Genomic DNA, 17431 nt, shown 5'->3' on the forward strand with positions numbered 1-17431 from the left:
TAATGATCAATATTTCCCATTACGAGGTTTGGTTGATAACCGGAAGCCAGCATCTTTACGGCCCTGAAACTCTAGAACAGGTTACAAAACACTCTCAAGAGATTGCCCAATTTTTAAATGCAGAAAAGACCATTCCGGTAAAGGTACTTCATAAACCTACCGTAAAAACGCCGGATGAAATATACAGGCTTTGTATGGAAGCCAACAACACCGAGAATTGTGTTGGTTTGGTCACTTGGATGCATACCTTTTCCCCTGCAAAAATGTGGATTGCCGGTTTAAAAGCCTTACAAAAACCATTTCTTCATTTGCACACCCAGTTCAATAGGGATATTCCTTGGGATACGATTGATATGGATTTCATGAACTTGAATCAGTCCGCACATGGCGGGCGTGAGTTCGGTTTTATGGCCTCGCGTATGCGAATGAATAGGAAAGTGGTCGTAGGCCATTGGCAAGATGAATCCGTGATTGAGAAAGTTGCCAACTGGTGCAGGGTCACCTGTGCCGTAGCCGATTCCAAAAAAATGAAGGTAGCCCGTTTTGGAGACAATATGCGGCAAGTGGCCGTTACTGATGGCAACAAAGTGTCCGCCCAAATAAAATTTGGGTACGAGGTAAATGGTTATGGTGTAGGGGATTTGGTGAAGTTCATTAATGCCATCTCCGAGAAACAAATGGAAACCTTGGTTCAGGAGTATGAAGAAACTTACCAATTGGTGAAAGCATTAAAATCCGATGGAAACATGCGTACATCTTTGTTGGATGCCGCCAAAATTGAACTGGGAATGCGCGCTTTTTTAGAAGATGGAGGTTACACAGCCTTTACCGATACCTTTGAAGATTTGCACGGCATGAAACAGCTTCCCGGCATTGCCACCCAAAGATTGATGGCCAGTGGTTACGGTTTCGGTGGGGAAGGAGATTGGAAAACAGCTGCCCTTGTGAGAACCATGAAGGTCATGGGCACCGGGCTAGAAGGCGGAAACAGTTTTATGGAAGACTATACCTATCACTTCCATCCGTCAAAATCAAGTTGTCTGGGCTCCCATATGCTCGAAATTTGTCCGACGATTGCTGATGGCAATGTACGTTGCGAAGTACACCCCTTAGGCATTGGCGGAAAGGAAGACCCAGTACGTTTGGTTTTCAATTCCGGTGCAGGAAAGGCATTGAACGCTTCCATTGTTGATATGGGCAACCGTTTTAGAATGTTGGTGAACAAAGTAGAGGCTTTGGAAATTGAACACGATATGCCAAAACTTCCCGTCGCCAGAGTGCTATGGGACCCGAAACCAGATTTGCAGACCGCCGCAGCGGCGTGGATTTATGGAGGTGGTGCACACCATACCTGTTACAGCCAAAATATTTCAGCTGAATCCCTAGAAGATTTTGCTGAAATCATGGATATTGAATTTTTGTTGATTGACGAAAAGACAGACTTATATCGCTTTAAGCAAGAATTACGCTGGAACGATGCCGCCTATGTTTTGAATAAGAGCTTATAATAGCTTAAGGCTTCACACTAATTTGAACGGCTTCACAGCTTTTTAAATCGGAATTAAGAATAATTTTTTCCGAAGTACTGCCATCCGTAATCTCAATGGATACTGTGTTGGGGGGCGATTTTCCTAAGTTATGGGCGTAAAGAAATAGGTCGTTGGGTTTGCCTTTTTCTAATTTACAGGTCACCCTTTTTCTTTGGTATGTAAGAAGATGTTTGGCTATAACTGTTTTTCCGTTGAGGTAGATAGAGACAATATCGTCGTCTTGTCTACCATGGTCCCAAATATCAATAGTGATATCTTCTTTGTCAAAGGCAACTTCTTTTACGTAGGTGATATTACGGCCATCAAACTGGTTGACCGGTTCCACAACCTTAGTGGATGATGGTGTAGGTTTTTGTCGATTTTTCTCCTCGTAGGCCTTCTTTCTCGCATCTGAAATAGGGTTTTTAATAGAAAAATAAGGAGTGGCAAACTTGGCTATTTGATATTTGTTATCAGGAAAAAGCTCAATACCTACCACTTGATAAGCATCACCGGTACTAATATTCTTGGCCAGAATAATATCGGAAACACTGAAGGAATTTTTAAAAGTACCCAGTTCTTGAACCACCATATCGTTTAATGCTAAAAAGAACCTAATAGATTTCTCGGAGCCGATGTTTATGGTAGACCATTCCAACTTTGCCGGTTGGGTTATATCCCAAACTGTAGACGAGTTGGGGTAGCTAATATCTATTTTGGTCTTTTTATTAGTAGAATCATTGGGTATTTCCTGCAGTTGCGAAAAAGGCATAGAATTAACCTCTGCCATGCCTTTGGCATAAGAACTTGTCCAAAGGCATAGAAGCCCTATGAACAGAAAAATGTATTTCGCTTTAAAAAACGACACTCCAAAAATTTTTGCCCCACGTTTACCCATTTTTAATTGGGAAACATGACTGTAGTACTTGATATAACGCAGATTAGCTTTAAATGTTGGGTGTACGGGTCAAAAATTACTTGCTCTTCTTATCGCCTAACTTATTCTCGAAAAGAAAAACACCATTTTTGTTGGCGATAACAATATCCGGCTTTCCATTTTTATCCATATCGGCAATGGCAATATTGAGTCCGGCACCCGAATTAGAATCGATGATGTGCTCTTTGAAATGGGGAGCTTTTTCCGGAGTGAATTCAATCCAAAAGAGAAAAGGCGTATCGGCATCTCCGGCATCATTGCCATTATGAGCCAAAAACCTTTTGCCCGTAACCCAATCCTCGATGCCGTTGCCATCTAGGTCAACCATTATGGAAGAATGCGTTTGGGCCGTTGTATTGGTAATCAGATTGGTCGTAAAACTGCCAGATTTGTCTTGTTGGTGCCACCAAACCCCTAATTTATGGGCGGAAGCGCTTAGCACATCGTTCAGGCCATCCTCATTCACATCAAACACATACATGTGGGAACAGGGTTCCCCCAAATTGGCTTTATGAAACTCCCAATTTCCTGATTTTAAATCTGCGGTTCCCTTGAACCATCCATCAGTAACCAATACATCTTTGAAGCCATCACCATCTACATCCCCATAACCAATACCGTGTGAATATTGTTCGGTGCCCGAAACATTTTCTTTAGTGAGCGGGTAACGCTTCCATTCGGTCTCGCCCTTGGTTTTTGGAGCTTGAAGCCAAACAATTTGTTTTTTATCCACATCGCCACATAGAATATCTAAGCGGCCGTCGCCATCAATATCGACAAAACCAGGAGATTCATTCGAAATGCCTGTAGAATCGGCAATGATATGTTTCGGCCACTGGCCTTCTTTATTTTTAGGGTTTTCGAACCAAAAGCCCGCTTTTCCGGGGTAATCAACGATGACCACATCGTCCCAACCATCTAAATTTACATCCATTCCCAAGTTCAGGAACGACTCGCTATACTCTTTGTACGGGTCATAACTTCTGGAAGGTGCCATCTCATGACGTTCCCAATTGGGTGCTTCGAACCAGTAGTAACCGGCCACAATGTCAAGTCTACCATCATTGTTCAAATCGGCGGTAGCCACCCCTTCTGAAATAAAATCTTTCGTAATGGTTGTTTTTACAAATCCGCTTTCGACTTTCTGCGCATGAAAATGGCATGTGGCGAAGAAAATCAAACCGTATAATGCCGTTTTAGTAAAAGGTTTGAAAGATAGTTGGGCCATGAAATGGTTTATTTGTTTAGTAGCGAATCTATCATTTTCTGATGGGGTTCTGATAACTCGCCCCTTAAATTGTTTAAGGCTTTTTTAACTTCTGAGGAATTGATTTCAGCAGTTCTTCGAATCATATACGGAAGCAAGTTAGGCATTTTCGACCTCATGGATAGGGCCAAGGCCCGCTTTGGATTTATTTCTGCCAAAGGTTCAGTGGCATACCAAAGCATAAGTGGAATGTTATGGTCTTCGGCGTCCTCTTCCCTTACGGATAGAGCTTCTAAAACGCCCCATCTTTTTTCTAGATCAAGACGCATCATGGCAGATGTCAAATACAGTCTTACCAAAGGAGAACTGTCATTTTTGGCCAAGGACTCAAATTTCTTAAGAATAGAAGTACTTACCTCCTTCTTTTCAGCTAGTAGTTGTATGGCCCAACTTCTAATGTATTCGTCTTTTTGTTCCAGTAATTCACCGAGTTCGGCCTCGGTAAGACCTTCAGTGGCATGCAATGTCCATAAGGCCCTCAGTCTTTTGGTGGACTCAGGATTTTCTTTTAATATTTTTTTCAATGCTGAATGAACCTTTGGGTTGGGGCCTCTTTCTTGAAGTAAGGTGCGAGCTTGCCGAACGTACCATTCGTTCTCGCTTAAATGATAATCGACTAATTCGAGGTCGGTGGCTTCATATAGATTCACCTTTTTCCACTTATCGTTCTTATGGGTAATCTTGAATATGCGACCCAATTCTTTATCGTGAACATCAGGGTTGGCGCTATGGCACTGATTCTTGTCATACCAATCAATAGCAAATACCGATCCACTGGGGTCATACTTGAAATTGAGCCATTGGGACCAAGAATCGTTCATGACCAAAAAATCATCATTATGGGAAGCTATATAACCCGACCTGGAACGCGTTAATTGGTCATTATTCAAACGCGCACCATTTATGTTGTTCATGAAAATGGTGTTCTTATATTTCTCGGGCCACGTATCGCCACCCAAATAAATCATGGCCCCGGCATGGGCATGACCACCACCTGCCGCTGCCGACCGGAAGTTGCCGGCATGTGGCCCTCGGTCTCCCAGATAATGCACGTGGTCACTTATTTCTTTGATTTCACCATAGGTGTACGGATTAAAATGTTCACCGCCTTGGCGAATATATCGGGCCCCTTGAACCACATGAAACATGTGCGGAATAACACAAACCGTTATGAACGGATGTCCATAGTCGTTAAAATCAATTCCCCAAGGGTTACTGGTTCCTTCAGAGAAAATTTCAAACTCATGTCTCGTAGGATGGTACCGCCAGACCGCGGCGTTCAATTTTTGGCGTTCAGAATCGGGAGTACCTGGTTTTCCTACATTGGAATGCGTAAACACCCCATGTACCCCATAGAGCCATCCGTCTGGGCCCCAACGTAAATTGTTCAACACCTCATGGGTGTCATCAAGCCCCCATCCGTCCAAAAGAACTTCGGGCGGTCCCGCAGGAAGGTCTTTCTCCGCATCCAAAGGAATAAATAATAAATAGGGAGCGGCTCCTACCCAAACGCCGCCCATACCTACTTCGATACCACTGGCCATGTTCAAGCCTTCAATGAACACTTTTTTCTTATCCAAATTACCATCCCCATTGGTGTCTTCAAAAATCAAGATACGGTCTTTTCCTTTTCCTTCTTCGGCGGGAACGGGATAGGTATGACCTTCTACGACCCATAGGCGACCTCTCGCATCAATGGTAAAGCTAATGGGGCGAATGATATCAGGTTCCGCAGCTGCCAAAGTGATTTTAAAATCGTCAGGTAGGGTCATGGCCTTCGCAGCTTCTTTTCCGGAAAGCCCCGAATTGACAATAGGGTCTAAAGGGGGGAGTATGATAATATCTTCTTGTCGTAATTGGTTGGGAAAACTAGGGCGACTGGGGTAGAATAGAAAATCATCAAAATTAATATGTGCCCATACATCATCTCGAATGTAGGGAATGGGCGAAGTACCCGTTTCGTTATCAATAATTCTAATATAAATCTTTTGATTAAGGTAATCGCTCAAATCAACTACCACAGGTTGAAGGGTAGCTCTGCCTTGCCCTGTTGATTTAAAAATGACCTTGTCATTTTCTGCCAATACAATTTCTACCCTGGTATCGGCCAAAGCCCCACCTGAAACTTTAAAGGAAGCAAAAGGGTGTTGAACTTCAAAAGGAGAAGAGGTAAGCTTACCTTTCTTTTTATAGTCTTTGGTGCCGCCACTGCTTAGAAAATAATTACCGGCGAAACCTACTTGAGCATTCTCTTCATGAATCGGGGTCGGGTCACTAAAAATGGGGTTTTTGAACGCATCGCCTTCAGCTTTCCAACCGGTAAGGTCTCCTTTTTCAAAATTGAGGTTTAGGGTGTCTCCATTTTTGGTAGGAACGATTCCGGCAATGACGGGAGTGTCAATTTTTCCTTCTACAATCTGAAATTTCCCCACCATACCAGCGGCCCTGTGACCGGGAACCGTGCAGAAATAGGTGTCATCGGCTTCGGCCCAAAAAGTAATCTGTGTAGATGAGCCCTCTTCGAGCAGGGTGCTACTTTTTATTCCTAATTTTTCCATGGCAATGTCATGGGTCATCGTCTCACCGTTGGTAATGGTAATTCTTACCCTGTCGCCTTTATTGGCTTTAAGGGTAGGGTTGCGAGTACCGTCATCCCCAAAATACCCAAGCATGCTGGCCTCTAACCAATATTCCCTATCAATAATGGTGGAATCTCTGAGTTCTACCGTTTCATTGTTCTTTTTATGGTCCGTTTTGCAGGATGTTATAAACAACAGGGGGCATAACAAAACACAGTAGGGAAAGAGGTTCTTGTAGTTGAGCATGAATGTGGTGGGTTAAGTTGGTTTTGGTTTAATCCAAATTTTTGAGTTGAAGGTCTTTAAAAGCTACCAAGGCCTTACCGCCGCCATGAATTTGCAGGCCAATAATTCCTTCGGTGGCCACCGAGGGGTCTTTTTCAGTATAATCTACCGTTTGGTGACCATTGATATACAATTGAATATGCCCGTTTTCGGCGTGTATCTTATAATCGTTCCAATCATTCTTATGAATCCAATCTTCGACCAATGTGGAATCTGGAGCGGCCAAGGTCTCGTTTCTTCTCGATTCATCATACAGACTGGCCCAGTATCCTTCACCCCAATCCGCTTGAAAACCCTGCATTTCATGAGCGGGCTCCGTAAGGCGCTTGCTCCAAATTTGTACTCCGGAGTTGATGAAACCTTCCTCTCCCGTTAGTTTAATCTTAAAGGTGAGGATGAAGTTTTTATAAGATGCATCAGTACATAAAAATTCATTTTGGGGCACCGTTTTTTTCAATGAGCCCCCGATAATCATTTTGTCTTCAATTCGCCAAATATGGGTGGTGTCACCGTTCCAGCCATTGAAGGTTTGACCGTCGAAAATAGGTTGAAATCCGCCTGAAGGATGATTGCAGGCCGAGAAACATACCAAAATATAAAGTGCTATCAAGTACCTTAGGTAAGATAGTCGGTTAAAAAACCTTTGCATGGTAAATAGTTGTTGGTTGAGAGTGGTATTGTTCAACAAGATAATCAATTTAATGAAAGAATTAACGCGAAACCTTTTTGTGATGTGGGGAGTGGAATTACTGTCTACTTTGATGATATAAAACATTTTATGTTACGATTGAATGTTTTACTTTTAGAAATCAACAAACAGAACACTACTATGGGATCACGAAGAAATTTTTTGGAAAAACTGACCGTATCGGCAGTTGGCCTACCTCTATTATATCACAGCAACCCTCTTTTTGCAGCTTCAGAAGCACCGTACCAAGGTCCGGTCTTAAAAGTGGCCATTATGGGTCTTGGTAGTTATGGCACCCGAGTTGCGGAAGCTATGAAAGATTGCAAACGGGCAAAATTGGTGGGTGTTATCAGTGGCACTCCGTCAAAAATAAAAGACTGGCAGGCCAAGTACGATATTCCAAAAAAAAACTGCTACAACTATGAGAATTTTGATGCCATCAAAGACAATAAAGATATCGATGCCGTTTATGTAATTACCCCTAACGGATTGCATAAAGACCAATCAATACGGGTTGCCAAGGCGGGAAAGCACGTTATCTGTGAAAAGCCTATGGCCGTTAATGCAGATGAGGCCCAAGAAATGGTCGATGCCTGTAAGGCTGCCAAGGTACATTTGCTCATTGGTTATCGTATGCATTACGAGCCCAAGACAGTTGAGGTCATTAAGATGCGGCAGAACGGGGAATTCGGGAAAGTAAAATTCTTTCAAGGGCAATCGGGTTTTACTATTGGTGATCCCAGTCAATGGCGTTTGAACAAAGAATTGGCCGGTGGTGGCGCTATGATGGATATTGGTATCTATTCTATTAACGGGGCTCGTTATATGTTGGGCGAAGAGCCTATTTGGGTCACGGCACAGGAAACCAAAACCGACCCGATCAAATTTAAGGAAGGGGTTGACGAGACCATTCAGTTTCAATTGGGTTTCCCAAGTGGTGCGGTGGCCAATTGTCTATCTACTTACAATATGAGTCATTTAGATCGCTTTTTTATGACAGGTTCGGAAGGTTGGGTAGAAATGCAGCCCTCTACCGGTTATGGCCCTATTAAAGGGCGAACCCATAAAGGAGAACTAAATCAATCCCATACGACCCATCAAACCTTGCAGATGGACGGTATGTCTCAACTTATCTTTGAAGGGGTACAACCGATTGTTCCGTTGGATGGGGAAGAAGGGCTGAAGGATATGAAAATAATCGATGCCATTTACGAAGCGGCAGAAACAGGTGAGAAGGTGGCGATTAGCTTGTAGTCTATCGCAAAGGTGTCAGTTTGTTTTCTCAAAGAGTAAAAAGGCATTTATATTTAAACCTGTTTTTCCTTGTTGGAAAAAACTTTAGTGCTCATTTTCATGTCAGCATATCGCGGGTCAGGAATATAGTCTTGCTTTTGCATTTTGATTACTTCGATGCTTAAGAATCCGAACTCGCTCACCACCTTGCCATAAAAACGATACACCCCTTTTCCCCTAAAAAAGTATTTAGCGGCAATGGGAGGAAATAGTACTACATCAAATACTTCGCCCTGCTGATCGACCAAAGTAGCGAAGTGCATACTTTTGCCATGGTGGGTGCTTGTATTCTTGACAGTGACCAAATAGCCATAAATATCGATATGTCTGTTTAAAAACATTTTTAAATCTCTAGCGCATCGACTATTTTTTGGTGGTTCTTCCATTAATTTGAACGGGCTGCACAGACAAAAACCTAGAAGCTCAAATTGTGTGAAAGCAGTTTCTAGCTCGGTAGTATGCAGTTCTGGTATTTGAAAATTTTGATGTTTTGGAGGAAATAGTTTTGGATGGTCTATTTTGCCTTTTCCGCTGAGAAGTAGATGGGCTTTCCATAAAAGTTGATGCTTATTGACACCGGTAAACCTAAACGCATCAATACGAATTAGAATTCCGACTTGCTCAATAGAGATATTTATTCTGTCTAAAAAATCTTCCAATGAATAAAAATTTCCATTGAGCTTTCTTTCTTTGACAATGCGTTCGATTACCCTAATCTCAAGCTCTTTTAGATAGCCTAGTCCTAAAAAAACCTCCTTCCCATAAATCACATTAGCATCAAAACTTCTATTGATGCACGGGGGGTGTATGATGCCTCCTAGCATACGGGCTTCATGAACATAAAACTCGGCACGATAAAATCCCCCACCATTATTTAGCACTGCCACCATATATTCTAGAGGGTAGTAGGTGCGTAGAAACAGTGTTTGGTAGCTTTCTACGGCATACGAGGCAGAATGCCCTTTGGCAAAGGCATAACCGGCAAAACTGGCAATTTGTTCCCAAACCTCAAAGATAATCTGGTCGGGTTCGCCTTTTTTGCGACAGTTTTCGATGAACTTTAGGCGTACTTTTTCAAATTCTTCACGGGATCTGAATTTTCCGCTCATCCCACGGCGTAATACATCGGCCTCACCCAAATCAAGGTCTGCAAAATGATGGGCGACCTTGATTACATCTTCTTGATATACCATTACCCCATAAGTTTCTGGCATAATATCTAACATGACCGGATGCCCTTTTTCAAGAGCCCTGCTTTTATCGCGATGTCTTAAGATATATTCTCTCATCATACCGCTTTTAGCCACCCCAGGGCGGATGATCGAACTTGCGGCTACTAACCCCAGATAATTGTCGACCTCGAGTTTTTTTAATAGCATACGCATAGCGGGCGACTCTACATAAAAACACCCCATACATTGGGCCGTTTTTATGAGCTCATTTATTTTCGGGTCTTTTTTAAACTGACGTATGTTATGTATGTCTAAATCATGTGAAGCTTCTGGTCTATTATAGCGAATGATATCTAAAGACTCTTTGATTTTAGCTAACCCACGTTGCCCTAAAATGTCAAATTTAAATAAGCCCACATCTTCAGCGATGACCATATCGAATTGAGTGGTTGCAAAGCCTTTGGGCGGTAGGTGGGTCGCTGAAAACCAATGTAGTGGTTTCTCGCTTATCAATATTCCTCCGGCGTGTATGCTGAGATAATTGGGCATGCCCATAATTAATTGGGCATATTTAATGACCAATCGTGAAATATCGTCGAGGTTCGATTGATTTTGCCTGCCTTCGCAGAGAATATCTATTTCATTTTTTGGCAGCCCGAAGACTTTGCCAAGTTCTCGTAGAACGCCTCTCTCTTTAAAAGTAACGTAAGTGCCCAAAAGAGCCACATTTTTAAATCTTTTAAAGATATATTCGGTCATTATAGGCCGATCTCGATGGGAGAAGTCGATATCAAAGTCTGGGGGGTTGGTACGGTATAAATTAATAAACCTTTCGAAATATAGATCCAAATCTATTGGGTCGACGTCTGTAATACGCAATAGGTAGGCCACTACACTGTTAGCCCCACTCCCTCGCCCTACATAAAAGAAACCTCGCTTTCGGGCTTCGGTAACGATGTCATAATTGATAAGAAAATAAGATACAAAGCCCATCTCTTTAATAAGCTTCATTTCTTTCTCTAAACGCTCTGTAATACCCTTGCCCCCGTTTGGATATCGATAGGCGAGACCTTCACGACAAAGTTTTTCGAGCAAAGCTTCATCTTTCTCTTTTGTTCCCTGATATGTATTAAGATTCTGGGGTGGTTTTTTTTCGGAAAAATCGAAAAATATACTGCAAGAGTTTAATAAACGTTCTGTGTTCTCTAAAATATAAGTGTGTTCGGAAAAAGCTGCGGCCAGGTTTGTTATCGGAAACATTTTTTCATCTTCAGAAGCTTCTTCAGACTTGTCTAACATGCTTAAAAGTACATTGTTGTCTATAGCCCGTAATAACCGATGTGCATTAAAATCGTTTTTGTTTCTAAATGTCACAGGTTGCTGTACTACTAACTTATCCTTCCATGAAATTAATCTGGAAAACGGCAGTTTTCTTAAGTCTGTAATAGAGACGCCTACATATTCATTTTCATTTAAGGTCATTATCTCATTAAGCAGAATTTTTTCAAAGGGGTAGATTACGTAGGCATTCGAAAACTTAGGTGCAACAGGCGGTATTTTTTTTTGTTCGTGAAGATGATACGAAAGAAAATCGTTGAGTTCTAAATACCCTTGGTTGTTTTGTGCAATGCCTAAAAAACACGGATCTACACCATTTCGAAAGTCAATACCTAAAATAGGGGTGATTCCGAAATCGGGAGCCAATCGAACAAAGTTAAGGCAGGCCGAAGTATTGTTAATGTCTGTTAATACCAATCGTGTTACCTCATTATGTTGAGCTAGGCGCAAGAGCTCTTTTTCGGAAAATGTTCCGAACCGTAGGCTGTAATATGTATGGCAGTTTAGATACATAAAAATAGTAGCGGTCAATAGTTATGGTCAAAAATTGAAATGACCTTACACCATTTTCTGAATTCTATTGTTTGCGGTGGGCCAGTACAATTGGTGGGCGGCCATCGAAAGGGTTTTGCATTCGGCCAATCGTTCGTGCTCCCATGCCAGAAGCACGAATTACACTTTTGTCGCCATACCGCTTTCTAATATGATCCATGGCGTTATAGAGGTTCAAAATTTCCTCAGTATCGTCAAAAAGGTTGATTTGGTAATTGCCAGATACCAAATGACTGAATCTTATACCGACTAACCGTACTAACAATCTTCGATTATAAAGTGATTTGAACATTTCCAATATTTGTGGTATTAGAATATGGTCTGCACTGGTGTATGGAATTCTTAACTGTTTAGAGTAAGTGTTGAAATCGGAGTACCTTATTTTTACGGCGACACAAGCGGTTAATTTTTCACCACGCCTCAGTTGATATGCTAGGTTTTCGGTCATGGCTATCAATATTCCTTTTAGCTTTACCACGTCTATTGTGTCTTTATCAAAAGTGCGTTCGGTCGATATTGATTTGCGATCACAGAAAGGAACCACTGGGGTATGGTCGATTCCATTGGCTCTTTTCCAAATAATCTTGCCATTTTTTCCAAGAACACGCTGCATTATGTCTACGGGCATTTCTTGTATCGTTCGAACTTGGCGTAATCCGAGATTGCGAAGGGTTTGATAGGTTTTGTCACCCACCATAGGTATTTTTTTGATGGATAAAGGAGCTAGAAAGGGTTTCTCCAGTCCAAAATCAATTTTTAATTGATTGTTCGGTTTTGCTTCGTTCGTTGCTACTTTTGAAACAACTTTATTGACTGAAAGTCCAAAAGAAATGGGAAGCCCTACTTCTTTTATGATTCGATGCCTTAGTTCAGATGCATATTTATAACAACCAAAGAACCGATCCATTCCTGTCAAGTCGGCATAGAATTCATCTATACTGGATTTTTCGAATAGTGGTACGTGTTCTTTAATGATTTCGGTCACATCATCAGAACATTTACTGTAGGTGCCTGCATTGCCTTTAATAGTAATGGCTTCAGGGCATAGTTCTTTTGCCATTTTCATCGGCATGCCTGAATGTACCCCATAACCACGTGTCTCATAACTACAGGCGGCTACAACACCGCGGTCGCTTATTCCGCCTACAAGTATAGGCTTACCTTTTAAGCGGCTGTCATGTTTGCGTTCAACAGATACAAAAAATGTATCAAGGTCTAAGTGCAGAATAGTTTTTTGCATAGCAAATCGAAAAATAATCGATAGCTAAATTATGGAATAATTCCAATAATTTGGATTATTTCCTTCTTAAGAAATAAAAATTAACACAACTTGAGGGTAGTCTCAAGTCTTTGGGATTATTAGAATTTTTCTAAGAGTGAATTACGCTTAAAATTAATTGTGTGTTTTTTATAAGTTACCTTCTCTTCGAAGATTCCCTAACAATTAAATTGGTTTTTAGGGTAATCGTCTCGAAATCGATTGGGTTGTCTTCGTCTTCGATTTGTCGAATCAAAAGTTTGGTGGCAGCCTCTCCCATTTGAAAAGCACGGTCGTTGATAGTCGTTAAGTTGGGCTCTATTACTCTTGAAATAGGGTAGTTACTGAAGCCTACAACTGATATTTGTTCCGGTATCTTATAATTGGCTTTTTGAAATACCTGTATGGCACTTATAGCGGTATAGTCATTCGAGCAGAATAATCCGTCCGGAGGTTCTTGTAGTTCAATCATTGCCTTGGCATGCTCGGCCCCTTCTTCATAGGTTAGGTTTTTGGTTTCAAAAACCAAATTAGGGTCAAAAGAGAGCTTATGTGACTGTAGGGCCGCTTTGTAGCCTTCGAACCTATCTTTAAAAATGGTCGTGTTTTGATTACCTGCAATATGTGCTATTCGTTGACAACCTTGTTCGATGAGGTGTTCCGTTGCCCGAAGTGCAGAACCAAAATCATCAATGATAATTTTATTGGCCTTGAAATCTGATGGAACCCGATCGTAGAAAATAATGGGTACTCCTAGTTTTACGAACTTTTTAAAATGGGAATAGTTTTTTGTCTCGTTTGAAATACAAACAATAATGCCCTCTACTAGTCTATTTTGTAAAATCTTGGCAATCTCTTTCTCACGATCAATAGAATCTTTTGATTGAAAAATAGTAACATTATAGCCTTTGCTGTAGGCAAGGTCTTCAATACCACTGATAACTAGGGAATGAAAGTGGACCTCAATTTTCGGAACAATGACGCCGATGGAGTAGGTTCTTTTCTTTCTAAAGCTTGCTGCAATGGTATTGGGCGCAAACCCTAATTCCTCCGCTTTCTGTTGAACCTTGTTCTTAGTGGCTTCACTAATGGCGGGGTGGCCTGCTATCGCTCTTGAGATAGTAGATGGTGAAAGCCCTAGCTCACGAGCCAAATCTTTAAGAGTTATTCTAGAATTTGACATTAATCAGACAAACGTTTGCTTAAATATATATTACGGATAACTTACTGTAATGTGATATTTGATAATAATAATGAACTATGATTGTCAAAATTAAAAATTTCAACCAATAAAATATAGTATAGTGTTAAAAATCGTCGATTCAATATTAATTATTTATGCAAACGTTTGCATAAAGTTAATTCTAATTCTATATTTGGATCACATTCAGTTAACAAACCAAATTTATCCCCGTAAATAATAGTATATGAATAGATTTAAAAAAACTGAAAAACCAGCTATTCGAATTCTAAGAACGTTAGTTTCCAAAGGCTTTTTATTAGTGGCAGTTTTCTTCTGTATAATTCTACAGGCTCAGGTTGAAACCGTCACGGGTCAAATTACCGATGCTGAAACTGGAGAGCCGCTATTAGGTGTAAACATTCTCGAAAAAGGTACGGCCAACGGCGTGGCCTCTGATTTTGACGGTAATTATTCGATAGAGGTGGGGTCAAGTGATGCTGTGCTGGTATTTTCCTTTTTGGGATATGAAACCACTGAGGTGGTAGTGGGTTCCCAAACAAAAATAGACCTGTTGCTGGGTTTGGCGGCCAACCAATTAGATGAATTTGTCGTAGTGGCCTACGGTAAGAAGAAAAAGCGAAATCTTACGGGCTCTGTAGTGTCTGTCGGTGGTGAAGATATCGAACAGACCAATCTACAAGATCCGGTTTCTATTTTACAAGGTAGGGCAGCGGGCGTTCAGGTGATTTCGAATTCGGGTGCCCCTGGCGGCGGCATGACCATTCGTGTGCGGGGTAACTCTTCATTGAATTCAGGTAACTCGCCATTGTACGTGGTCGATGGTGTTCCGATTGAATCTAGCTCGTTGTCATCTCTCAATGGAACGGAAAATTTCGGATTGAATCCCTTGGCCGATATCAATCCGAACGATATTGAATCGATTGAAATACTCAAAGATGCCGCATCAACTGCCATTTACGGATCGCGAGCAGCAAATGGGGTCGTAATGATTACCACCAAAAGAGGTAAAGAGGGTAAAGGTGTGCTCAATGTCAATTTCACCTCCGGTGTGAGTCAGATTACCAGAAAGTTAAGTGTTCTTAACGCTTCACAATACAGGCAGGTAATCATCGATTCTTATAGGAATATGGACAATCCCGTTGAACCTAACTGGACGGTCATCGATTCGCTTAATCCGAAAAACAATGGTGATGTAGATTGGCAAGAAGAACTTCTTAGGGTCGCACCTCAATACAAGGTCGATCTAGCCGTTCAAGGCGGGTCTGAAAATGCCAAATATTCTTGGAGCTCTTCTTTCTTAAACCAAGACGGAATAATTCTCAACTCTAATTATAAAAGGGTCACCTCGAGGGTCAATATCGATTTTAATGTGTCCGATAAATTGACCGTAGGTCAAAGTCTATCCTATACAAACGGTACCAATAGTAGAATAAATGCGGGCGGTAGCGGTAACTTGAGCGTTGTGCGAGAATTACTGATCAGACCACCATCTTATGCGATGTATCTGCCTGATGGTTCGCTCAATGGCTATCAATTCGGAAAAAGAAATCCTGTAGGCCTGGCCGAACAGGCCACCCACTTGAACAAAAGCAATCGAATTATCGGTAACCAATACGCCGAATATCAATTTCTTGAAGGTCTAAAATTGAGAAGTAATCTCAATCTTGATTATCTATCGATGAAGGAAGATGAGTTTTTACCTTCTACATTAGACTATCGAGAGGGGTATAACTCTGGGGCCGTACGTGCCATCAATAATTTGACCTGGGGAAATGAGACCTACCTGAGCTTTGATAAAACCCTTAATGAGAAGCACAACTTAGGTGCTTTATTGGGTATGAGTTTTCAAGAGTGGAAATATGAAAGAACGGGCCTTGATGGTATGTTCTTCCCAAGCGATAATATTAGAACCCTGAATGCGGCCGGAACCATTTCAAACCAAGATGTAAATATCACCACTGAGCATTCGCTGCTGTCTTATTTTGGTCGGTTGTCGTATGACTACATGGGCAAGTATCTTCTAGAACTTAATTTGAGAGCTGATGGTTCATCTCGTTTTGGAGAAGATAAACGCTTCGGATATTTTCCTTCGGCATCGATTGGTTGGCGTTTCTCAGATGAAAAGTTCTTGCAGGGCCAAAACGTTTTGGCCGATGGTAAATTAAGGTTCAGTGCTGGGCAAACAGGCAACGAAGCCATTGGTAACTATACCTCTCAAGGTGAATTTTTGGTAGGCACCAATTATTTAGGTTACTCCGGTGCTTCCCCTTCTGTAATGCCCAACTCCGGCTTAACTTGGGAGACGACTACCCAATTTAACGCAGGTATAGATTTGGCTTTTTTGAACAATCGAATTGTCTTTAATGCCGATGCATATCTAAAGGAGACCGATGACCTTTTGTATAATGTGCCTATTCCAAGAACTACTGGTTTTTCTTATATAACCCAAAATATTGGAAGCATCGAGAATAAAGGATTGGAGTTTTTGCTGGTCACTAAAAACTTAGTGGGTGATTTTAAGTGGGATACGAACTTGAACATTAGTTTGAACAGAAACAAGGTTACCGATTTGCCCGATGAACTATTGACAAACGGATATATTCAAAACGGTCAATACCATATTTTGCAAGAAGGTCTGCCCATCGGTACTTTCTACGGATGGAAATTCGAAGGGGTATATGCTAGCGATGAAGATAATGTGAATGGTATAACCAATGGGGCTTTGGGTAGTGTTTTCAAAGGGGGAGACCCTATTTGGAACGATTTGAACGGCGATAATATTATCGATGAAGATGACCGACAGGTTATCGGAGACGCCCAGCCTGATTTTTTTGGCGGAATTGCCAACAACTTTAGCTATAAGAACTTTAGTCTGAATGTCTTTTTTCAATTTTCTTATGGTAATGATATATATAGCGAAATCAACCATCAAAGAAACTCGGTGGTAAGATATAACAACCTTTCTACCGATGCTCTGAATAGATGGAGGCAGCAAGGCGATGTAACCGATTTTCCCAAACCGGTCAGAGACGATCCTATGCAATCCGACAGTCGAATACAAAGTAGGTGGGTCGAAGACGGTTCATACTTGAAGCTTAAAAATGTAAACTTAAGGTACCGTTTTCCCAATAGGTTGATAGAACCTTTTGGCCTAAGCAATCTAGATGTGTTCGTTACGGCCTCCAATTTGATTACTTGGACGAAGTATACCGGGTTTGACCCCGACGTGAATTCTTATAGCGGTCTTAGGTCTGGCGTTGACGAGGGGTCATACCCTCAAAGTAGAACTATTATGACCGGTCTTAATTTTCAATTCTAAAATCTGAACA

The 17431-nt window shown here is 41.5% G+C and carries 10 protein-coding genes; 3 read left to right on the forward strand and 7 right to left on the reverse strand.

What is annotated here, in order from left to right; all coding sequences use genetic code 11:
• Nucleotides 1–2 precede the first annotated feature (2 nt).
• Nucleotides 3–1508 carry an L-arabinose isomerase gene (araA, locus tag IL356_RS06425; protein WP_121850259.1) on the forward strand — a complete coding sequence of 502 codons (1506 nt, stop codon included), beginning with the start codon at nucleotides 3–5 and terminating at the stop codon, nucleotides 1506–1508.
• 4 nt (nucleotides 1509–1512) lie between these two features.
• Here the strand turns inward: araA and IL356_RS06430 are convergent, their stop codons facing one another.
• The 4 genes from IL356_RS06430 to IL356_RS06445 form a co-directional block, all read right to left on the reverse strand.
• The gene (locus IL356_RS06430) at nucleotides 1513–2397 is read right to left on the reverse strand and encodes a hypothetical protein (RefSeq protein ID WP_162987948.1); all 885 of its coding nucleotides are present in this window, start codon (nucleotides 2395–2397) and stop codon (nucleotides 1513–1515) included.
• A 106-nt stretch (nucleotides 2398–2503) separates the two neighbouring features.
• Complete coding sequence (locus tag IL356_RS06435; RefSeq protein WP_121850257.1) at nucleotides 2504–3694, reverse strand: FG-GAP repeat domain-containing protein; 1191 nt, start codon at nucleotides 3692–3694, stop codon at nucleotides 2504–2506.
• A gap of 8 nt (nucleotides 3695–3702) precedes the next feature.
• Nucleotides 3703–6558 (reverse strand): PVC-type heme-binding CxxCH protein, encoded by a 2856-nt coding sequence (locus IL356_RS06440; RefSeq protein WP_121850256.1) that lies wholly within the window; start codon nucleotides 6556–6558, stop codon nucleotides 3703–3705.
• Nucleotides 6559–6586: 28 nt separating this feature from the next.
• Complete coding sequence (locus IL356_RS06445; RefSeq protein WP_205601262.1) at nucleotides 6587–7372, reverse strand: 3-keto-disaccharide hydrolase; 786 nt, start codon at nucleotides 7370–7372, stop codon at nucleotides 6587–6589.
• Nucleotides 7373–7375: 3 nt separating this feature from the next.
• Between IL356_RS06445 and IL356_RS06450 the strand changes: the two genes are divergently transcribed.
• Nucleotides 7376–8539, forward strand: a complete 1164-nt coding sequence (locus IL356_RS06450) for a Gfo/Idh/MocA family protein (RefSeq protein ID WP_225621402.1) — start codon at nucleotides 7376–7378, stop codon at nucleotides 8537–8539.
• Nucleotides 8540–8592: 53 nt separating this feature from the next.
• Here the strand turns inward: IL356_RS06450 and IL356_RS06455 are convergent, their stop codons facing one another.
• From IL356_RS06455 to IL356_RS06465, 3 genes are all read right to left on the reverse strand, one after another.
• Nucleotides 8593–11601 carry a DNA polymerase III subunit alpha gene (locus IL356_RS06455; protein WP_121850254.1) on the reverse strand — a complete coding sequence of 1003 codons (3009 nt, stop codon included), beginning with the start codon at nucleotides 11599–11601 and terminating at the stop codon, nucleotides 8593–8595.
• A 64-nt stretch (nucleotides 11602–11665) separates the two neighbouring features.
• Nucleotides 11666–12880, reverse strand: a complete 1215-nt coding sequence (dinB, locus tag IL356_RS06460; protein WP_121850253.1) for a DNA polymerase IV — start codon at nucleotides 12878–12880, stop codon at nucleotides 11666–11668.
• 175 nt (nucleotides 12881–13055) lie between these two features.
• Nucleotides 13056–14081, reverse strand: coding sequence for a LacI family DNA-binding transcriptional regulator (locus tag IL356_RS06465; RefSeq protein ID WP_121850252.1), 1026 nt, complete (start codon nucleotides 14079–14081; stop codon nucleotides 13056–13058).
• Nucleotides 14082–14325: 244 nt separating this feature from the next.
• On the opposite strand from IL356_RS06465, the gene IL356_RS06470 reads away from it, so the two are divergent.
• Entirely contained in the window at nucleotides 14326–17421 is a 3096-nt protein-coding gene (locus tag IL356_RS06470) for a SusC/RagA family TonB-linked outer membrane protein (protein WP_121850251.1), read from the forward strand.
• The last annotated feature ends 10 nt before the right edge of the window (nucleotides 17422–17431 follow it).

It is taken from the genome of Euzebyella marina, from assembly GCF_014855515.1.
GTDB lineage: Bacteria > Bacteroidota > Bacteroidia > Flavobacteriales > Flavobacteriaceae > Euzebyella > Euzebyella marina.